Below are 21,482 nucleotides of genomic sequence, written 5' to 3' on the forward strand. Positions count from 1 at the left end.
AAGATTTTATATGTAAAAGAAAAAATAACTACTTAGGACAGCCTTGTAATATTTATAAGGCTGTTATGTTATGAAAACTCCGCCCTTTTTCTAGATGAAGTGAACCGTATCATAAGTAAGTGATAGGCTAGACTGAAAATAGAGTAGTTTTGATGTATAATGATATATGATTTTTACATTAAAAGATATATTTTTAAGGGGAGATGACAAGGTGTTACAAGTGATAGAAACAGAGTTAAAGGAAGTAAAAATTCTAGAGTATGCTTGTAAGGAAGATAATAGAGGATTGAAATTCTCGAACTACTCCGAGAAGGAATTATTAGAAAACGGAATAGATGTTCATTTTATTGAAGAGGATGTTTATTGTCCTATAAAGTCTGGAACTTTATATGGCATTCATTTTCAGAATAACCCTGTAGCACAGACTAAACTGCTCTATTGCATAGAGGGTAGGGGGATAGATTATGCTATTGATTTACGAAAAGACTCACCCCAATATTTAAAATGGATATCAGTTGAATTAAGTAAGGAAAATAGAAGGCAGATACTTATACCAAAAGGATTTGGGCATGCTTTTATTTCTTTAGAAGATAATACAAAGGTGGTAATGCGTATAGATGAATATTTTGATAACAAGTATAGTAGACAGATTGCATGGAATGATTCACAAATAGCTATTCAATATCCTGTGAAAAACCCAATATTAGCGCAACATGATATAGATGCACCTAAGCTAAGGGATAGTGATTGTAATTTATAGATATTAAAAAGTAGTTTTTTAAGTTTAGGGGCTATTTTTATTTAAATCTTGTTATATTATAAGTGTATAAAGAAATACTCAGTGGCTACCAACTACTAAGCATTCTTAAAGTGAGATGTTTATTTTATGACTATTGGATTATGAAAAGAAAGCGTTATAAAAGGCTGAATAGTTTATGAGAGTGGGGAGACACTAAATTAAATAATAAATTTATCTGAGTAAAAGGACGAGAAAGAATGATGAATAAGTTTATTGAACAAGCTAAATTATTAAAAGATGAAATAGTAAACTATAGAAGAACCATTCATAGTTATCCTGAAATAGGCGAAAAGTTGCCAAAGACAAAAGCTTTTGTAATAGAGCAATTAAGAGCTATGGGATATGAACCGGAAGAGATATGTGAAAGTGGTATAGTGGCCACAATTAAGGGGAATAAACCAGGAAAGACTTTTTTGCTAAGGGCAGATATGGATGCACTACCAGTAACTGAAGAGACAGAATGTGACTTTAAGTCAACTAATGGTTATATGCATGCTTGTGGGCATGATATGCATACGGCTATGCTTTTAGGTGCTGCCAAATTACTTAGAGAGAATCAAGAGCAAATAGAAGGAACGGTAAAATTAGTATTTCAACCAGATGAAGAAGGCTTTACTGGAGCTAAGAAAATGATAGCGGCAGGCGTCCTTGAAAATCCAAAGGTAGATGCAGCCATGGCGATGCACGTTCACTCGGGCACACCTTCAAATGTCATATTATGTGGCTTAGGAACAAGTATAGCAGGATGTAATAGATTTAGAATTGTTGTAAAAGGAGCTGGTTGTCATGGGGCAATGCCTGAACTAGGTGTAGATCCTATCAATATAGCTGCTCATATCTATCTGTCTTTACAAGAAATTATAGCGAGAGAAGTATCAGCTACTCAATCAGCAGTTGTCACTATAGGAAAGTTTGTTGGAGGAGACGCAGCAAACATCATACCTGGCCAGGTTATTATGTAGGGTACTATTAGAAGCTTAGATAAAGAAATAGGTGAATTTATATTTAACAGAATGAATGAAATAGTAACTTCTACAGCTAAGATGTTTAGAGGCGAAGCAGAATTAATAGAACTATCTTCTGTACCACCACTAGCTAATAATAATAACTTAGCGCATGAAATAACAGACTATGTAAAGGATTTAGTAGGTGAAAAGTCAGTAGTATTATTTGAGTCAGGTGGTATGGGATCAGAAGATTTTGCTTCTTATTCATATGAAGTACCAAGTGTTTATATGATGCTAGGTGCCGGTTCAAAAGCTGAAAATGATTTATTTGGTGAACCTATGCATAGTGCAAAGGTTGTATTTAATGAAGAAATATTACCTACGGGAGCTGCGATTCATGCCTATAGTGCAATCATGTGGCTAAAAAATAATAAGTAGTGAATAGAAATCAACATTAGACAAAGCAGAAGAAAGTCTTTTTGTTATATTTTAAGAGAAGCTGTAGGGTAAATCTACAGCTTTTTTATTATAATAAGACATTAAAAGTCCTATAAAAATGGAGTTAAATATGCGAAGAACAAAATCCTTATATGCTATAATGATAATAGTCTTATTATAGAAGGCAGGAGTCTTGCATCAACTGATTTTTTTTGCAAGGTACTTTTTGAAAACTTGAGTTATACTGCTGTTAGAGGTGAAATTGGTGATGGAATGGTTAAGTAAGATGAATGATGCTTTGGATTACATAGAGTCAAATATAACAGGTAAAATTGATTATTGCGAAGTTGCCCGTGTTGCCTGTTGCTCTTTGACGCGATTTCAAAGAATGTTTACATTCATGACAGATTTAACAATAGGAGATTATGTGCGGTTTAGAAAAATGTCTCTTGCAGGTGAGGATATTAAAAATACTGATATAAAGGTAGTGGATTTAGCTAATAAGTACGGATATGAATCTCCAGAGGCATTTACGAGAGCTTTTCAAGCTTTTCATGGTATGCCGCCAACGATTGTCCGAAAGCTGGGAATAGCCAAAAAATATCAGCCAATCACTTTCCAAATCAAGTTTGACGGAGGTAGTATCATGACTGGTTCAAAATCATTAGTTCGTATTGAAGAATTAAATCATATGAAAGTAGTTTCCTTTCAAGTCAATTGTGACAGACCTGAAACTTTGGCATGGAATCAATTACGAGAGTGGGCTGTAAAAAATCTGAATGACTATGAAGCCAGGAGATATATAGGTTTTGCACCTAAGGGACATCACCCAACAGGGGAAGAAAATGATTTTCATGAATATAATGCTCAAATGGTTTTGCATGGGGAAGAAGGACTCAATACAACTTTGCTAGGCGCAAAGGTGAGTGATGCACCTAAAGGCCTATTTCTTGTGGGTGATGTGGTGTTGAATGAATTTAATGAAGATGGAACTTTAGATATAGGTTTATCCATGAAAAAATCATCACAGACTATATATGAGTGTATGTTGGATATGGGCGGCTATGATGTAGATTTTGACGGTCGAACTTATTTAGAAGAACATCTTTTTTCAAAGGAATGGTTTTTAGCTGACAATCCCTCGAAGGTACCAGTAGAATTTAAGTTTTGGCTTCCTATAAAAAAGAAATAGATTTTTCACCTTTTTTGAGTGAGTAAATTAAGAAATATTGTGATAGAGAGCTAGGTAGCTCTCTATTTTTATTGTATAGGAAAGTCCTGCTTTCCTATACAATAAAAATAGACTGCTGCAATTTGGTGCAGTAGTCCTCTAAGTCTTAACTTTTATTGGATTTCAATTAATCGTTTTGCTTTGGGTACTTCTTCTTTTGGAATATTTATCTTTAATATACCCTCTTCTAGTTTAGCTGTAATGCCTTCTACTTTAACATCTTTTAAGCTAATTGCACGCTGCATAGAAGCCATGCGACGTTCTCGATGGATATATTGATCTTTTTCATCATTCATTTCTTCTTTTCGTTGTACGGCTATAATCAGTTGATCGTTCTGATAGTCGATGGCAATGTCTTCTTTTTTTACGCCTGGCATCTCTGCTTCAATAGCATAGCCATTAGCATCTTCTTTAATATCTACCTTAAAGGTGTCATACTTAAAATCCCTTAAGTTGAGAAGATCATTGTTAAAAAAGTCATCCATTACATGATAAAAGTCTACAAATCCGTTGTTGCTCCTTTGAACTGCTTGACGATTGAATGGTGTTAATCCAAACATATAAACTCCTCCTTTAAGAAACCTTTTTATAGTTTTGTTAGCACTCTCATTGGTCGAGTGCTAATTACACTTATAATATAGGCTTCTTAAATGTTATTGTCAAGTATTTTTTAATGTTTTTATAAAAATTTTGTATTTATAAAATATGCTTTCAAACCTTCATTCAAAAAGCAACTTATAGTGTCAGAAACAATCTATTACTAAAATACTAGGAATTAAAAATGTGGAAATTCATAGTTGTAAAAACCAAGTAAAATCAATACATGAGGTTCAAAAGCTTGAAAAATCAATATCTAGCTATAGGAAAAAACTATATTTTAAATATAAGCAATTTTATTGACAATATTCGACGAAGAATATATACTACAAAACATATTAAAACACTAAGAAATAAAAACACAGAAATAAAAAACTGTTTCTTATCGAGAGAGGCTGAGGGATAGGCCCTATGATGCCCAGCAACCGGACATTCCATAAGTGTACACGGTGCTAATTCCTACAAACGTAGAGTAATTAAAACTTTGAGTTTGAGAAGATAAGAAGGTGAGTTCTGCTTTATTTGAGCTACTTTCTTATCAATAAGAAAGTAGCTTTTGTATTTTATATAGTAAAACATATATAGGTTAGAACGATCTTCTACAGATGAAGGAGTTTCTAAAACAACAGGGAGGTGGAGTAAATGTCGCTAGCAGCTGAAAAAATAAAATATCGCTTATTAGGAGTAATCAAAGGCGATACTTATAGATATTCCCAAAATGTGCAGGGGGATTTTAGTAATTTGCAGCCAGGGGAGTTTGATTGGTGGAAATATAAGTATTACATAAAGCAGATTGAAAGAGCAGAGAAAGGTAGTCAAATTGAGGATTATTTTAAAAAGCAAGACCTTACATTTTCATTACCAGAGGCATTTGAGATAACAGGGAAATTTACTTTAACAGCGGGTGGAGACTTACTTTCAGGAGACCAGTTAACACCAGAGACAACCGAGCATTTCTGGGATGAGGTAGAAGACTTTTACTTTGATGGAGTAGACAGCATTTACGCTAATTTGGAAACGCCTATAGCTTCTTCTAAACCAGTACAGAATGCACCAAGAAGTGTTAATAGTACGCCAGAGCTTAATGGAACACTAGGTATGTTTGAAAGATATTTACATGGTGGAAGAGGAATTAATTTTTTCTCTACAGCTAATAATCACTGTTTAAATCAAGGAGAATCAGGGCTTATTGAAACCTTAGAATTGATTGATAAAAAAGGCTGTAAACAGGTTGGGACATCTAGAAGTATAGAGGAACAAAGAGACATTCCCATCATAGAAAAGCATGGGGTAAGGGTAGCATACTTAGCTTATACCTTTACCTTGAACGGTGATCAAGTGCCAGAGGGAAAACCCTATTTAGTAAACCATGTCAAGCTGAATAACCCGGGAGAAAAGCTAGATTTAGTGAAGGAACATGTACAAATTGCTAGGGAAAAGAATGCTGACATTGTAGTTGCCTGTCTCCATTGGAGCTTAGAATTTGAATCCTACCCTATTCAAAACATCATCGATATGGGACATCGGGTATTAGAGGAATGCGGCGTAGATATTATTATAGGCAATCATGCTCATGTCGTGCAGCCTATTGAAAAGTATAGCTTCATAGATCCAATACAAGGAGTTAGGAAAACAGGGCTGATTGCTTACTCGTTAGGCAACCTGGTAGGAGATTTTAATACGTTGAATGCTTTACTTGGGATTCTAATAAAGATTGAATTGACTAAAGGAATCCATAAGGAAAAAGAAGTAACGGTTATAAGCGATTTAAAGGTATTTCCTTATTATATCTTTAAGCAATATGAAAAGGGAAAATATAAGGAAATTAAATTATTAGATTTCATTAAATTGATAAACAACATTGAAAAGGGGAAGCTTCCTTATGTGTTTACAAAGAAACAGCTCAAAGAAATTGCTCATTTAAAAAGACTATTTTTAAGGTTAATGCCAGAGGACAATGCAGGTATTCTAGAAAAAAACTAGGAAGAGGGGAGGAAAAATATGATTAAATTAAGTCATATACATAAGACCTTTCATACAAAGGGTGCAAAGGTTGAAGCATTAAAGGATATTAATTTAGAGATAGAACAAGGCGATATTTTCGGAGTAATTGGCTATAGTGGGGCAGGAAAAAGTACGCTCATTCGCATCATTAATTTACTAGAGAGGCCTGATGAAGGAGAAGTAGAGGTAGACGGCGCCATACTTACTCAAATGAATAAAAAAGAATTGTCTAGAGTGCGTAGTAATATCGGGATGATTTTTCAAGGCTTTAATTTAATGAACAGTATTAATGTTTATGACAATATTGCAGCGCCTCTTAAAAATTTAAAGTGGAATAAAAAAGAAATTGAAGAAAAGGTCAACAACTTACTAGAGTTAGTAGATCTAACAGATAAAAAATATGCTTATCCTAATCAGCTGAGTGGTGGGCAAAAGCAAAGAGTAGCTATTGCAAGGGCACTAAGCAGTGATCCAAAGATTCTGCTATGTGACGAAGCTACTTCCGCTCTAGACCCTACCACAACCAAATCTATTCTTCAGCTTCTAAAGGAAATTAGATATAAGCTGAATATTACCATTGTAATCATTACGCATCAGATGGAAGTAGTAAAAAGCATTTGTAACCGCATTGCCATTATGGAGAAGGGTGAAGTGATTGAAAGTGGAGATATCGTAGAAGTTTTTACTAGTCCTCAAAGTCAGGTAGCAAAAGACTTTGTTGCCCATTCTTCAGGGACCATCATTAACGAAGAAGATTTAACACAGTTTACAGGTATGGTATGCAAATTTAACTTTTATGGTGAAGTAGCTCATGAACCTATACTTTCAAAGTTAGAACGAGACTTTGATATTCAAGTTAATATCTTATTTGGGAATATTGAGCATCTTTATACAGGCATTGTAGGGAGCCTTATAGTTGAGCTTAGAGGTGATGATTGGCAGATACAAAAAGCGCTTGATTACTATAGAACATTGAATACAAAAGTGGAGGTGATTAAACATGCTACAGCAATTAATACCTAATGTAATTGAATACTCAGCAGAGCTAGGAAAGGCTTTTAATGAAACAATGATCATGATCTCTGTATCAGGTCTATTTGCTTCACTCATAGGCATTCCAGTAGGGGTCATGCTACTTGTTTTTTCAAAGGACCATATTTGTGACAACAAATTAGTTTATTCCATTGTTTCTAAGATTGTAAATACATTAAGGTCTATACCATTTGTTGTACTTATAGCAGCTATCCCAGGACTTACTAGAATGATTGTAGGAACAACCATTGGTGTTAAAGGTGCTATTGTGCCACTGGTAGTTGCCAGCTTTCCTTTTATAGCAAGACAAGTAGAAATGGCACTTCTTAAGGTGGATAGAGGTATTATTGAAGCTTATGAGGCTATGGGATTTTCAACATGGAAGATTATTACGAAAGTAATTTTAGTAGAAGGTAGAAAAGATATTATCTTAGCCATTACTGTTTCACTTATTAGCTTAATTGGTTATTCAGCTATCACTGGAACTGTTGGTGGAGGCGGACTTGGCGATTTTGCTATTAGATATGGTTATCAGTACTTTAAGACAGACATTATGATCGTTACCATTATTATTATTTTACTCCTAGTTTATTTGATTCAGGGAGTGGGAGATTTCATCTATAAAAAATTGGCTCATTAATAATAAATTATAAAAAGGATAGGGAGAGATGACAATGAATAAAAAGAAATTATTATCTATTATATTAACAGGTGTATTAGCATTAGGAGTTTCAGCATGTGGGACAGGAAAACCAACAAGCAATGAGGCAAGTAATACTACTCAGACAGAAAAAACAGATAGTGGGGAAAAAACAGTTCTTAAGATTGGGGTAAATGGTACAGATTTTCGCTTGTGGGATAATATCAATGAAAGGCTGGCAGAGTATAATATTGAACTTGAACCAGTGAGCTTTTCTGATTATATTAAACCTAATCTTGCTTTAGCAGACGGTGAAATTGACCTTAATGCTTTTCAACATGAACTTTATTTTGAAAATTTTATCAAAGAACATAGCTTAGACTTATCTTCAATCGGCTATACGTTTATTGCACCTCTTGGTTTATATTCAAACAAAATCAAAAGCTTAGATGAAGTTAAAGATGGGGCAACTGTGGCTATTCCAAATGATGCTACTAATGGCGGAAGAGCATTACTTCTTTTAGAGTCAGCAGGGCTTATTACTTTAGATGGGACAGACAAAGTGACACCAACTACAAAGAATATTGCAGAGAATCCAAAGAAGCTTGAATTTGTTTCAATGGAATCTGTACAAATCCCACGTTCTTTGGCAGATGTAGATTTTGCAGCTATTAATGGTGGTGCAGCAACAGATGCAGGCATCTATGATTACATTTATAGAGAAGATCCAGAGCAAGAAAATGCACAGCAATATTTTAATGTCATTGCAGTAAGAACAGAGGATAAAGACAAAGATGTATTTAAGAAGATAATGGAAGTCTACCATACAGATGAAACCAAAAAGGCAATTGAAGAAATTTATAGTGGTGCTTATATTCCAGTATGGTAGAATCTAAATAGAGATTAGTTTAATTAATAGATGAGTGGCAATTTAGGGAAATAGGGCTGCTACAAAATAGAATGAAAGAAAGCATTCGTTTTGTAACAGCCCTGTATTTTAATAGGAGGAGAAGCTTATGAATAGCAAAAAGAATAGTTTGTTTCAATATATTAATGAGCATCAAGAAGCGTATAAGACCATTGCAAAAGAAATATTTGCTCGCCCAGAAACATCTAACCATGAGTATTTTGCCAGTGGCATTTTGTCTGAGAAATTAGAAGAACATGGTTTTGTAGTAACTAGAGATGTAGCTGGACATCCTACAGGCTTTACGGCTGTTAAAAAGGCTGAGAAAGAGGGACCAACGTTAGCATTTTTAGCTGAATATGATGCTTTAGCAGGTCTTGGACATGGCTGCGGGCACAATCTTATTGGTACAATAAGTACATTTAGCGCCATTGCCCTTAGTAAGCAGTTGGAGGAATTAGGCGGAGAGATAAGGGTTTACGGTACACCTGGGGAAGAAGGTGGAGAAAATGGTAGTGCCAAAGAAAGCTTTGTAGTAAAGGGCTATTTTGAAGATGTGGATATTGCTTTAGAATTACATCCAGGAAGAGTTAATACACTAACACCAAAATCACTGGCACTTGATCCAGTTGATATTGAATTCTTTGGAAAAGCTGCTCATGCAGGGGCTGCACCTGAACAAGGAATCAATGCCCTTGATGCACTCATCCTCACCTATAATGGCATTAATGCCCTAAGGCAGCATTTAACCTCTGATGTGAAGATACATGGCATTATTTTAGATGGAGGGACAGCACCTAATACGGTTCCTGATTATACGAGAGGGAGATTTTATTTAAGAGGAGCTACTAGGCAAAAAGTAAATGAAGTTTATAAAAAAGTAGAGAAAATAGCAGAAGGAGCAGCCCTAGCAACAGGGTGCACCTATAAAATGGGTCTCTTTCAAAATAAAGTAGATAACATTATACCTAATGAAAAGTTAGATTTAGTTTATAAGGAAGCTTTGGAGGAATTAGGAATAGAGTGGACAGAAGATTCCACATTTCCTTCAACTGATGCAGGGAATGTGTCACAGGTTATCCCACTTCTACATCCCATTTTTAAAATTACTGATAAGGAAGCACCACTTCATTCAGAAGTCTTCTTACAGGTATGTGGTAGCGAAGAAGGCATTGGTAAAATAGAGGAAGGCACACAGCTTCTTGCTTATACAGGGCTTAAATTACTATCAAATCCTGAACTTGTAAAGCAAATTATATCAAGTCATAAGTGATATAAGCTACTGATTATAGGAGTAGTTGATAGGGATACACGAGGGTTAAGGGTTTTCATGGCGACGTTAAGAAAAAATAGAGAAAGACTCATACAAGTCCAAATAGATACAGACATCTATAAGTGTAGGCTGCCGTTTAATACGAATAGTAGATAGTGATGAGAATAAATAATATGTCTATGAAGTAGACGAGAGTGGCTGTTTCATAGTTAGAGTTTAGAATTAATAAGGGTAAACCATACCATAAATAAGGTAGATTGGTAAAAAATGTTGTATAGAGGATTAGCATAGTTATATTGCATATGGCAATTAGGCAAAAATAGATTATGGATAAGTATAAAAACTGCCAGTTATCAAGGGGAGGAGAACCGTATCACAAGTAAGTGATACCCCTTTTTAGATTGAATGAGTGTAGAGAATAAAGGACGTTGATTCTAATAATAACTAAGAAAAGTTACAGTAAGGAGATATAAACCGTACCACACAACAAAATTACTATCTATTTTAAGGGGCACATAGTAAAATTATAAATATTTATACAAGTCTGTAAGAATGCTAAACTGAATGTAAAATAGATAGTTATTAATATAAGCATAGGGTGTTGGAGTAAGCTTTTGAAGGAAGAGAAAAGATATGTATAGAATAAATTTTCTGAATATGATATATTAATAATTGAATTGATACAGGGAGGGACAGATAGATGGCACTGTCAGATTATAGATCAGTAATATTACCAACCAAGCTCTATGCAACACAAGCAAATATATGTGTAGCGATTAATGTATAGAGTAGAATAAAAATAGAATCGCTAAATGAATATGTGTATGTGTTGCAACCCTTATGAGATAAACTATAGGGAGTGATGGAGCATGTCATATATTAATGCAAATAAAGTTTTGCCGACTGAATTATTAGAGGAAGTACAAAAATATGTATGTGGTGGGTTATTATATATTCCACAAAAGGATAACTCTAGAGTACAGTGGGGAAGTAGTACGGATACAAAAAAAATGCTTGCTAAGAGAAATGAAGAGATTTGTAAACTTAGAAAAAATGGAATGTCAATTCAAGAACTAATGGAAGCGTATCATTTGTCATATGATTCGATTAGAAGAGTACTATATAAAAAATTATAACGGAAGGAGGCTACTGCGGAAAAGTAGTCTCCTCTTTTTGAATGTTTATAACACAGAGCTACAATAATAGGCATAAATTTATAAATAAATTTATGACACTATATAATGAAATAAATATTATTATATACTGATTTAAGAACATGTCTGCATAAGAAGATATAACAACAGAGTCTATTGAGAATCTAGAGAAAGGGTTTAGGAAGCCATCTATACAACAATGCAGAAGTGTAATATTTCAATACTAAAAATAGAGAGTTGTTTATTGGAGATTATTTATATAACAGGGGGTAAAACAAAATGATTGAAATTGAATCTAACAAGGAAGCATGGAGTAAAATATCAGAAGATCATTATCATTATTTTAAGACTGCAATCAGTGGAGGTAAGTATCAACTTAATCACTATATACAAGAAGAAGTAGGCGATTTATCAGGTAAAAAAATTATTCATTTACAGTGCAATACAGGAGCAGACAGTTTAATACTTGCAAAAACAGCCCAAAGTGTGATGGGGGTAGATTTGGTGCCTGAAAATGTATTTTTTGCAAGAAAGCTTGCCGATGAATTGAACTATAATAACGTAGAATTTATTGAGTCCGATATCATGACATTGGCAAGCATTCATAGTGACAAATATGATGTTGTCTTTACCTCAGAGGGAGTATTAGGATGGCTTCCCGATTTGAATATATGGGCACAAACTATTCGTGGACTTTTAAAGGATGGGGGTTATCTGTATGTATTTGATACACATCCAATGTTCCTTTCCTTTGATGAAGGAAAATTAGAGAAAGAAATATTTGAGATTAAATACCCTTATTTTGGGAAGACTCCTGATATAGATAATTGTATTGGTGGTTATGCTAGTGAGATAAAAGCTGGTGTTAAAGCATATTTCTGGATGCATACCATTTCCGATATCATTAATGCTTTGACGAGCACAGGTTTGCATATTGAGTATTTTAATGAGTACACAGAGGCCTATTGTGATTGGGGGAATATGCAGGTATCTGAAAAGAAGGGACTGTACGAGTATTGTTATAATACCGATAAGTACCCTATGTCATTCAGTTTGAAGGCATCTGTATATCAAACAAAATAGTTAATCATTTTAGGTGAGATAGTTCTGGTAAAATCTCATGATTGTACAAGATTTTGGAAGTATATCAGATTAATTGTAATAATTATTTTGAATATATTGACTGAAATAAATAGAGATGCTATACTGCGATTAATAATATGAAAATATGAAAATATGAAAGTATGAAAGGTGGTAGTTTGTTCGGCTTCCTTGTGTTAGAGTTCAGCTAATAGAGGAAGCGCGAAGAAGGAAGATAAATTCAACCATATATTGATTTTGGCAAAAGGCTGCATGGTGACAGCTTATTTAGAATGCCAAAATGATAGTGTTGATTTTATTTTACTCTTCGGACAAGCTATTATTTGAAGCAAAGCTGTAGAGTAAAATCTACAGCTTTTTTTGTGCTTAAAAACATATTTTCATATTATTAATAATCTATTAGGAGGGCATCTAGTATGCTAAACAAAGAAATGTTAAGTGAGATGACTAAGTTAGGAGTAAGACCAGCATTATTTGAAAGGGGAACAGGGAATATGTGGACAGAACCATACATAGCCAATCAGATGTTAAGTGCACATTTAGATCAAGGGACAGACGCAGCATCAAGAAGAGAAGAGATGATTGAAAAGACGATTGCGTTTATCAATAAGCGTATTGCAAAGGGCAGTACCGTTCTTGATTTAGGATGTGGACCAGGATTATATACTGAAAGACTATGTGAAAGTGGGCATAGCGTTACAGGCATAGACTTCTCTGAGAATAGCATTAACTATGCAAGAGGTAGTGCAGAACGTAAAGGGTTAGAGATTGATTACGTATGTAAGAACTTCTTTGATATGGAATATGATGGTTGTTATGATGTGGCTATGCAGATTTATGGAGAAATAGGTACTTTTTCTGATAAAGATAGAGATAAAATTTTAAGTCTAATAAAAAGAGCATTAAAACCAGGCGGTATCTTTATTTTTGATGTACCTGTACCAAGTAAGGTTCATGAAGCGAGTAAAGTAGAGAAAAATTGGTATGTTGGTACTAAAGGATTTTGGAGACCGGAAGCACATTTAGTATTGGAAGAAAGAGTATATTACGAGAATAATATCAAGGTAGATCAATTTATTGTAGTAGATGATAAGGAAGTAGTAACTTATAGAAATTGGTTCCATGATTACACTAAGGAAACAATCGAACCAGTGGTATTAGCAGCAGGATTTAGCAAAGTCCAGGTTACTGATAACCTATTTGAGGAGAAAGACAAAAATGACCCAGAATGGATTACTGTGGTCGCATATAATACTAGAAAATAATATGGTGGAAAATTAAAATAGTTAATCAATCTAATAGTTGAGGTTCCGGGCTTGTTTTTATAAAGGGGTTATCACTTGCGAGTGAAACGGTGAACCGTATCACAAGTAAGTGATAAATAGAATTACAATACACAGATAATAATAACCAAGCTATATATTGTAGGTACTTAGTATGTGTAGAATACAATTTGGTTAAAAAATTAAAAAATCCTAGGTATATATATAATATATTATTAGATTCATGAAATTATATAGATATTATTGTTTGTAGGATTTTTTATATGAGGTAATCTTTCAAACAGATATAAATAATTTATTGTTAAAAATAAAGGATAAGTATACTTTTCTGCTTATCCTCTTTAAGAGTTTATATTCTTATTGATGATGTTTTAACCACATTATTGCACCATATGCATGCATTGCTGCACCTGTTGTTAAAATATCTTCATTAAATACAACTTGTGGATGATGCATTGGCATACCATATGAAGGGTCTTCTGTTTGGGAACCTGCTCCTAACATAAAGTATACACTTGGTACTTCATAAGAATAAGAAGAAAAATCTTCTGAACCCATACCATGCCCTTGAAAAGACATAACTGATTTTTCACCCACAATATCTTTTATATAAGAGCCTACTTCATTGGCAAGGTCATTATCATTTTTTAAAGGTGGTACAGAAGCCAATTCTTCAAGTTTAGCTTCTCCTCTAAAGAGTTTAGCTGTAGCCACTGTTATATCTTCCATGCGTTTGAAAATAAAAGCATTCATCTCCTTAGAAAAACTTCTAATAGTACCTTCCATTATAACTTGATTTGGAATAACATTTCCAACTTCACCACCTACAAATTTTCCAATCGTTAAAATTGCAGATTCAGTAGCAGCAATCTCTCTACTGATAATTTCTTGTAAAGAAAGATAAATATGTGCTGCTATATTAATAGGGTCTACACCTAATTCTGGCATTGCACCATGGCATCCTGTACCATTAACTATAATTCTAAAACGTGTGCATCCAGCCATGCTTGTATCTAATCCATATATAACCATATTTGTTGGTGTACCTGAGTGAACATGTAATGCCATAGCTGCATCTACTTTAGGATTTTCTAGTATACCTGCTTTAAGCATTTTTTTAGCACCTGTGAAACCTTCTTCATCAGGTTGGAAAACCAATTTAATGGTTCCTTCTATCTCATCCTCATATTCTCTCAGTAACTTTGCTGCTCCTAAAAGCATAGTGGCATGCATATCATGTCCACATGCATGCATACTACCATTAGTTGATTTAAATGAACAACTAGTTTCTTCTTCTATGGGTAGAGAGTCCATATCTGCTCTTAAAAGAAAGGTCTTTCCTGACTTTTTTCTACCTATCGTTGCAACAATCCCACTATCACAAATCTCTTTTGGTGTATAACCAAACTCTTTTAGTTTTTGTTTAACAAAAGCTGTTGTCTCAGGTAAATGTGAACCAACTTCTGGGTGGGCATGTATATGTCTTCTTATTTCTACTAATTCATCTTTTAATAGCTTTGCGCTTTCTAGTATTTTTTTCATAAGATTCCCTCACAGGTAGTATTTTCTGTTTTATAATAAGTATATTTTTTCACAAAACAAAAGGTCTTAGTCTTACAAAAAATGGGAAAGCCTAATGTGTTAAAGAAATTATATATATTGTAAAATGACATGTAAATATTTAGTTAAATAACTTTTTAAGGTGATTCATTTTTAGATAAATGGAGTGTCTTTTTTCTTTTCTGTAGCTTCAAAGCTAAGTTTAAAATCTCGCATACGTATTATGCGGCAACTTCAAGCTGACAAGGTGAAACTGTTGTATAAAAACGCTAAATTAATCTAACTAAATACCAAAGCCGTCAGGTGAGACTTACTCTCACCCTGACGGTTTTGTTTTATAGTGCTTCAAATATTTAGCGAAATAGTACCTTTTTCAAAGATGCCACACGTTTATCCATCAGATTTTTTACCAGAGTGCTGTTAACGGCGATGTCATAGTCGTGCATGATGGCTATAGTTTTGTGGAGTTCAACTTCTACGCCGGACTCCTTTAGAAGCTGGGCGTAGAGGAGTCCACTGTCCAGTAAACAGTCAAATTCTGCTGTCTCCACATAAGCAGAGGACAGTCCTGCCAGGGAGGGAGCGCCCACTGGAGAAAAGTATTCCATATGCTCATAGTCTTTAGTGGAGGAATAGAGAACGGTAAATTTTTTCATACTGCCACATTCCATATTTCTATCAACCCATGGATAGATAAGTACCTGAGCACAAAGGAACTGTACACCTTTGTCTCTAGCCATTAGGCACAAAACAGTAGCTAGATTACCACCAGCACTATCACCAACCAAAGCAATTCGTTGTTTGTAAAAAGCTAGTTTATCGAATAATAATTATTATTCAAGAGTTGAGTATGGTGTATAATAATAGTGAGGCTATAGTATAAAGTACCATAGAGACAATATATTTTAATTAGTAGGTATAATGAAAGGATTAATAGTTAAATGAATAAGTTAAGGAAAGTATTAAGTTTAGCAGGTTCTATACTTGCAGTAGGAATGCTAGTTACAGGATGTAGTGGAAAGAGTTCTGATACAATTAACTTTTTTAATTACGGAGCTAATATAGACAATGAAACATTAAAGGAATTTGAGAGAGAATATGGCATAAAGGTGAAAATGGACAATTTTGATGATATGGAGACAATGTATCTAAAGATTGCTGGTAGCGATGTTAAATATGATGTCATATTAGTATCAGACGCGTTAATGCCAAGGATGATTGAAGAAGGGCTACTTCAAAAGCTTAATAAGGATAATATTCCTAATATAGCTCAGATGGATGAAGAATATTTAAACTTAAGCATGGATCCAGGTAATCAATATTCAGTGCCGTATATGTTTGGAACCATAGGAATCATTTATGATAAGAATCAGGTATCAGAACAAGTAGATAGCTGGGATATACTATGGGATGAGAAGTATAGAGATAAAGTATTCATGTTTGACACCTATAGAGATACCATAGGCGTGGCTTTAAAGAAACTAGGATATTCCATGAACTCAGATAATCCAGAGGAACTTGAAGCAGCTAAAGAGCTTTTATTAGAGCAAAGAGAATTAGTAGACCCAATATACGGCGTTGATAATGGAACCACAATGATAGCCAGCGGGGAAACAGCTATCAATATGATTTGGTCTGGTGAAGGACTCAATCTTCAAGACGAATATCCAAATCTAGTTTATACCATACCTAAAGAAGGGGTAAATTTCTGGATTGATAGTCTGTGCATTCCAGCTAATGCAACAAATGTAGAAGGCGCTGAAAAATTCATTAATTTTGTTAGTGATAAAGAAAGCGCATTAAGAATAGCTGATGAAATTGGCTATACCACACCAAACAAAGAAGCCAGATTAGAACAAGCAGAATATATAAAAAACAATCCAAATGCTTATATGACAAAAGAAATGATGAACTTAAGTGAAATATATGAACCTTTTTCACTTGATGTAAGACAAATGTATGATAGTGTATGGACACAAATTAAAGTAAATTAGTAACATTATAACTTTTTATTAGGGATTCGGATTCGTGGCCACATATACATAAGTGTAAAAACAAAACAAATAACTTCCACGGCATAATTACCACAGCTTCAACCTGAGGAACTGACCCGGTCAGCCAAGTCTCAATCTATTGTTATAGGTACCTCTGGACTTAAGGAAGATGTTCACTGGTGCGCTGCAAGGAAGGCGCCACTTATAAGTTGTTTTAAATGTTTTTATACTTAGGATTACCAAACAAAGTTTTAAAAACCAGAGTCTTAAGGTCTTAGCTTCCTAGCATAGGGTGCACCGGCCAAGACTTTAAGGAGCTCCTCACTCATTGGTTTGGCTTTCATAATGAATCTTAGTAGGCACTAAGCTATAACGCATACGTGCTGAGGAGCCATCTTGCGCCTTGATTAGGGTCTACTTAGATAGTTGTGAAAGTTAATTTCAAGAGACTGGAACAAAAAAACAGCTTACCAAGTACAAATAGTACTTGGTAAGCTGTTTTTTTGGCTATTCATAACTACTATAAATAGAAATTTGTCTTGGCGTTTATGAGAAGTACGTCTGAGAGAAAATGAGTGGGTATGGATGCCTTCCGTTGTTCCGGTTCACATTTTTTGAAGCACTAAGTTCACTTATTTAGATGAACGGCAGAACTCACTTCGTTCAAACAGCTGCCTAAAACCCATCTAAAATGTTCACTAAGTGCTTCTAAAAAATGCTCCCAAGTCACTACTCCAGCCAACCATACCCACTCATTTTCACAAACGTTGTTGACCTCATAAACATCCAAGACAGTGAAGCAGCGTGGAAAGAAGCCGTAACGACAGTTAAAAAATACTCGAAGCTGGGGGTAGGCGCCCAAGGCAATAATGTATCAAGCTTCCCCTAAGTCTGTTTTGCCAAGAAGTAGCTATGTAGGGAGGCGGTTTTACGCATTATTGTGTGTAGAACCGAGAGAGGGTGACTGTCCTAGTGGGATGACTTTGGAGTACTTTTAGCAGGCACTTATTGTTATTATTTCTTTTTTTCACTTCTCGTTTAGGGTCTTGAACGTTTATGAGGTCAATGATGCTTGTAAGAAATGAGAGGATAAGGGCTGCCTGGAGGAATGACTTCGTAGTATTTTTTAGAAGCACTTGGTGAACTTTTTTGATGGGTTTTAGTGCGAGTGTTTGACTGAAAGGAGTTTTCGCACGTTCATCAAAAAAGTGAGCCTTAGTGCTTCAAAAAATACGGAGCGGAATTCCGGAAGGTAGCCCTTATTCTCTCATTTCCGCCCAGCAGCATTCTTCATAAATGCTTAGACAAATTTCAATTGATGTGACTAAATAATTATTAAAAAAGTTCAACTAAATATTTAATTAATGATATAATTAATTGAAAAGTCTAATAATTAGTGTGAATGCAGTTAAATAGTATCAAAGGGAGTGAGTCGTTATGTTAGAATTGCCAGAGGTGTTAACTGTTTCTAAGCAACTTAAGAATCATATTGTTGGAAAGAAAATCAGTAAAGTTTTGCCACCATCTAAAGTACATAAGTTTTGCTGGTATAATGGGGAACCAACAGAATATAATGCCGCCATTAAAGGCAGTGAAGTGATATCGGTAGAGGGCTTTGGAATATTTGTTGAAATAACTTTTTCTAATGGCTATAAGCTATGCTTGAATGATGGTGTTAATGTAAGGCTAGTGCCCTCTAACGAAAAAACGAAAAATTTTCAATTACTTATTGAGTTAGAGGATAATCTGGTATTAGTGTTTACAGTGGCTATGTATGGAGGAATCTTCCTTCATGATGGAAGTTATGACAATGAATACTATTTAAAAAGCAAACAAGCTATATCACCATTTTCCGAAGTATTTACAGAGCATTATCATAAAACATTTATGGAGAGTAAGCCTAATTTAAGTGCAAAAGCTTTTCTTGCTACCCAGCAGCGATTTCCTGGAGTTGGTAATGGTGTATCGCAAGATATTCTGTTTGAAGCAGGTATCCATCCTAAACGCAAGATTAGTACCTTTAGTGAAGCAGATAAAGAAAGATTACTAGGAAAGATGATTACTGTTTTAAATGAAATGGTTCAAAAGGGTGGACGTGATACAGAGAAAAACATTTTTGGAGAAAAAGGAGGCTATAAAGTAAGAATGTCAAAGAATACTATGGGGCTAGATTGTCCAAAATGTGGGGGGAAAATAATAAAAGAAACTTATCTTGGTGGGTCTATTTATTACTGCGCTCAATGCCAACCTTTTATTAAAGAATAATAGAATAAATGGGGGCTAATGATATGCTCTCTACATGGGAACGTGTTTATTATTTAGGAATGATATTTTATGAAATAGTAACATAAAGATATATAAAAGGAGGTGGGGTTGTTGATTGAGGAGAGAAGAGGTAAGGGGAAAAAATATATTTATATTTTGTACTAGGTTTTTTTATTATCTTAGGTATTTATTGTGTGATTATAAATAATAATGAAACGAAGGTAAAAACTCCAGTAAGTGATTTCTATGTGAAATATTATTATGGTGGCGGAATTGCAGGAGAGGGTATTTCTATTACGATTGATAGTGAAGGTAATTATAAATTTGAGGATACCCGTAATGAAGAAGAGTTATTTGGTAAATTAACGCAACAAGAAATAGATGAATTAGCAAAATACATAATAGAGGAGGTTAAGGTTGAATATATGGCTGCAAGTAAGGTAACAAAAACAGATGGCTATATAGGGAGTTTAGAACTCATTTGTAATGGAAGAAGGCATTATTCAATGGGGGAATTTACAGGAAATAGGAGATTTGATCTGATTGGAAAACGTTTGCGAAGCTATAAGGAACAATTTCAATAATCAGCTTTGGTCAAGGAATAATAATAGAGGTAGAGAGTCTATGGGACTCTCTATTTTTATAAAATAAATTAGGTAAATAGGATAATATGAAAAAAGGGATGCATTAGAAAAACATATATTAATTAGAATAAGAGTTGTTAGGTCTTTAAATAAGCTATTCAGTTCAAGAGCTAGAAACACTATATGATTAGAGTTTTATTGAAGTTATATCGTTATTAGTGAATATATTGACAATATCACTAGTTAGTGATATATTTAACCCATGGACAATGTTAAAAAATTAATTAACGACAATCAATTAGCACTATCCACTTTAGTTGTATTCACAAGGGCTGAGCATGTGATTCATAAGAAGGAACTTGAAACAGTGAAAAAGAGTGGATTAACACCAGCTCAATTTGGAGTTTTAGAAGCACTATATAATAAAGGAGATTTACGAATCTGTGAGTTAATAGAGAAGATATTAACCACATCTGGAAATATAACTGTAGTAATAAAAAATTTAGAAAAGGATGAACTAGTAAAAAGAAATCCAGATCCTCAAGATAAAAGATCATGTATTATATCATTAACAGAAAAAGGAAAGCAGGTTATAGAAAGTATTCTACCAGACCATATTGAAAATATAAGAAATATTTTTGATACATTAACGGATGAAGAGAAAATGACTTTGAAGACTATCCTTAAAAAGTTTAAAAACATATAGAAATATTTTTTTAAATAACTATCACTAATTAGTGATAATTGCAAAGGCAAAAGAAGAAAGGAAGGAGAGCAATGAAAAGCTATAGAACAATAGAAAAGGTATTTAGAGGACCAGAGATTCATATGGTTGGAGATGGATTCAGAGTATCACAATACTTACCAGCAGGAACAAATGACATGAAACGTCTATCCCCATTTTTATTATTAGATTATCATGCACCTCATTATTATGAACCAGCATCAACTGTTCGTGGTGTTGGAGCTCATCCTCATCGAGGGTTTGAAACTGTAACAATTGCTTATGAGGGCAAAGTTCAGCATCATGATAATAAAGGAAATCGTGGCATTATAGGACCTGGAGATGTACAGTGGATGACTGCTGCATCGGGGATTATGCATAAGGAATATCATGAAACAGAGTTTAGTAAAAAAGGCGGCATTTTACATATGATTCAGCTATGGGTTAATCTGCCTAAGGATAAAAAAGGAACTGAACCTAAATATCAAGCGCTGTTAAAAGAAGAGATGGGAAAATTTGAGCTTGAAAATAACCAAGGTGAGATAAGTATTATTGCTGGAGAGGTTAATGGTGTTAAAGGGCCAGCAAGTACATTTACTAAGATGAACATTTATAATGTAGACCTAAAGAATAACGGAAAAGTTTTATTAAATGAATCAAGTAGTTTTAACACAGGCATACTGGTATTAAAAGGACAAGTTAAAGTAAATGAAGATAAAGTATGCAAAGAAGGCGATTTTGTTTTGTTTGATAATGTAGAAGGCAGTATTTTAGCTGAATCTATGAGTGAAGAAACGCTATTTATTGTACTGAGCGGAGAACCAATAGATGAACCAATTGTATCATATGGTCCATTTGTTATGAACACAGAAGAAGAAATATATAAAGCTTATGAAGATTTAAGAAATGGTAAATTCGGAACAGAAATATTTTAAAATAGAATTTTATT

General features: G+C 34.1%; 19 protein-coding genes, 1 pseudogene and 1 riboswitch. Of the genes and pseudogenes, 17 read left to right on the plus strand and 3 right to left on the minus strand.

Going from position 1 to position 21,482, the window contains the following annotated elements; all coding sequences use genetic code 11:
• Positions 1-211: 211 nt before the first annotated feature.
• From CLOLE_RS02085 to CLOLE_RS21525, 4 genes are all read left to right on the plus strand, one after another.
• Entirely contained in the window at positions 212-760 is a 549-nt protein-coding gene (locus tag CLOLE_RS02085) for a dTDP-4-dehydrorhamnose 3,5-epimerase family protein (protein WP_013655421.1), read from the plus strand.
• Between the two features lie 236 nt (positions 761-996).
• On the plus strand, positions 997-1,761 hold the full coding sequence (locus CLOLE_RS23885; protein WP_330369303.1) for a M20 metallopeptidase family protein: 765 nt from the start codon (positions 997-999) through the stop codon (positions 1,759-1,761).
• Between the two features lie 51 nt (positions 1,762-1,812).
• Positions 1,813-2,184, plus strand: coding sequence for a M20/M25/M40 family metallo-hydrolase (locus tag CLOLE_RS23890; protein WP_330369304.1), 372 nt, complete (start codon positions 1,813-1,815; stop codon positions 2,182-2,184).
• Between the two features lie 268 nt (positions 2,185-2,452).
• Positions 2,453-3,376, plus strand: coding sequence for a helix-turn-helix domain-containing protein (locus CLOLE_RS21525; protein ID WP_050794660.1), 924 nt, complete (start codon positions 2,453-2,455; stop codon positions 3,374-3,376).
• A gap of 152 nt (positions 3,377-3,528) precedes the next feature.
• On the opposite strand, the gene CLOLE_RS02100 is transcribed toward CLOLE_RS21525, so the two are convergent.
• On the minus strand, positions 3,529-3,975 hold the full coding sequence (locus CLOLE_RS02100) for an Hsp20/alpha crystallin family protein (protein WP_013655423.1): 447 nt from the start codon (positions 3,973-3,975) through the stop codon (positions 3,529-3,531).
• Positions 3,976-4,391: 416 nt separating this feature from the next.
• Positions 4,392-4,517: riboswitch (SAM riboswitch) on the plus strand.
• A gap of 137 nt (positions 4,518-4,654) precedes the next feature.
• Here CLOLE_RS02100 and CLOLE_RS02105 point away from each other — a divergent pair.
• The 8 genes from CLOLE_RS02105 (at position 4,655) to CLOLE_RS02140 (ending at position 13,388) form a co-directional block, all read left to right on the plus strand.
• Positions 4,655-5,995 carry a CapA family protein gene (locus CLOLE_RS02105; protein WP_013655424.1) on the plus strand — a complete coding sequence of 447 codons (1,341 nt, stop codon included), beginning with the start codon at positions 4,655-4,657 and terminating at the stop codon, positions 5,993-5,995.
• Between the two features lie 18 nt (positions 5,996-6,013).
• A complete protein-coding gene (locus CLOLE_RS02110) occupies positions 6,014-7,039 on the plus strand; it encodes a methionine ABC transporter ATP-binding protein (RefSeq protein WP_013655425.1) in 1,026 nt (341 codons plus the stop codon).
• Positions 7,017-7,688 (plus strand): methionine ABC transporter permease, encoded by a 672-nt coding sequence (locus CLOLE_RS02115; RefSeq protein WP_013655426.1) that lies wholly within the window; start codon positions 7,017-7,019, stop codon positions 7,686-7,688. Before CLOLE_RS02110 ends, CLOLE_RS02115 begins: the two co-directional genes overlap by 23 nt.
• 34 nt (positions 7,689-7,722) lie before the next feature.
• A complete protein-coding gene (locus CLOLE_RS02120) occupies positions 7,723-8,577 on the plus strand; it encodes a MetQ/NlpA family ABC transporter substrate-binding protein (protein ID WP_013655427.1) in 855 nt (284 codons plus the stop codon).
• Positions 8,578-8,704: 127 nt separating this feature from the next.
• Complete coding sequence (locus tag CLOLE_RS02125; RefSeq protein WP_013655428.1) at positions 8,705-9,868, plus strand: M20 family metallopeptidase; 1,164 nt, start codon at positions 8,705-8,707, stop codon at positions 9,866-9,868.
• 869 nt (positions 9,869-10,737) lie between these two features.
• Positions 10,738-11,004 carry a CD3324 family protein gene (locus tag CLOLE_RS02130; RefSeq protein ID WP_013655429.1) on the plus strand — a complete coding sequence of 89 codons (267 nt, stop codon included), beginning with the start codon at positions 10,738-10,740 and terminating at the stop codon, positions 11,002-11,004.
• A 297-nt stretch (positions 11,005-11,301) separates the two neighbouring features.
• On the plus strand, positions 11,302-12,105 hold the full coding sequence (locus CLOLE_RS02135; protein WP_013655430.1) for a class I SAM-dependent methyltransferase: 804 nt from the start codon (positions 11,302-11,304) through the stop codon (positions 12,103-12,105).
• Positions 12,106-12,539: 434 nt separating this feature from the next.
• Complete coding sequence (locus tag CLOLE_RS02140) at positions 12,540-13,388, plus strand: class I SAM-dependent methyltransferase (protein WP_013655431.1); 849 nt, start codon at positions 12,540-12,542, stop codon at positions 13,386-13,388.
• 375 nt (positions 13,389-13,763) lie between these two features.
• Here the strand turns inward: CLOLE_RS02140 and CLOLE_RS02145 are convergent, their stop codons facing one another.
• Positions 13,764-14,948 carry a M20 metallopeptidase family protein gene (locus CLOLE_RS02145; RefSeq protein ID WP_013655432.1) on the minus strand — a complete coding sequence of 395 codons (1,185 nt, stop codon included), beginning with the start codon at positions 14,946-14,948 and terminating at the stop codon, positions 13,764-13,766.
• 371 nt (positions 14,949-15,319) lie between these two features.
• Positions 15,320-15,763, minus strand: a pseudogene (locus CLOLE_RS02150) (alpha/beta hydrolase fold domain-containing protein); the annotation flags it as partial.
• Positions 15,764-15,907: 144 nt separating this feature from the next.
• Between CLOLE_RS02150 and CLOLE_RS02155 the strand changes: the two are divergent.
• The 5 genes from CLOLE_RS02155 to CLOLE_RS02175 all read left to right on the plus strand — a co-directional run bounded on the left by CLOLE_RS02155 (position 15,908) and on the right by CLOLE_RS02175 (position 21,468).
• On the plus strand, positions 15,908-16,960 hold the full coding sequence (locus tag CLOLE_RS02155) for an ABC transporter substrate-binding protein (protein ID WP_013655433.1): 1,053 nt from the start codon (positions 15,908-15,910) through the stop codon (positions 16,958-16,960).
• A 1,437-nt stretch (positions 16,961-18,397) separates the two neighbouring features.
• Positions 18,398-19,225 carry a DNA-formamidopyrimidine glycosylase family protein gene (locus CLOLE_RS02160; RefSeq protein WP_013655434.1) on the plus strand — a complete coding sequence of 276 codons (828 nt, stop codon included), beginning with the start codon at positions 18,398-18,400 and terminating at the stop codon, positions 19,223-19,225.
• Positions 19,226-19,419: 194 nt separating this feature from the next.
• Positions 19,420-19,809, plus strand: coding sequence for a hypothetical protein (locus CLOLE_RS02165; protein ID WP_013655435.1), 390 nt, complete (start codon positions 19,420-19,422; stop codon positions 19,807-19,809).
• A 262-nt stretch (positions 19,810-20,071) separates the two neighbouring features.
• Positions 20,072-20,515: a MarR family winged helix-turn-helix transcriptional regulator gene (locus CLOLE_RS02170; protein ID WP_013655436.1), complete on the plus strand. Its 444-nt coding sequence runs from the start codon at positions 20,072-20,074 to the stop codon at positions 20,513-20,515.
• Positions 20,516-20,586: 71 nt separating this feature from the next.
• Positions 20,587-21,468 carry a pirin family protein gene (locus tag CLOLE_RS02175; RefSeq protein ID WP_013655437.1) on the plus strand — a complete coding sequence of 294 codons (882 nt, stop codon included), beginning with the start codon at positions 20,587-20,589 and terminating at the stop codon, positions 21,466-21,468.
• Positions 21,469-21,482 lie beyond the last annotated feature (14 nt).

The sequence above is a fragment of the Cellulosilyticum lentocellum DSM 5427 genome (assembly GCF_000178835.2).
Taxonomy (GTDB): Bacteria; Bacillota; Clostridia; order Lachnospirales; family Cellulosilyticaceae; genus Cellulosilyticum; species Cellulosilyticum lentocellum.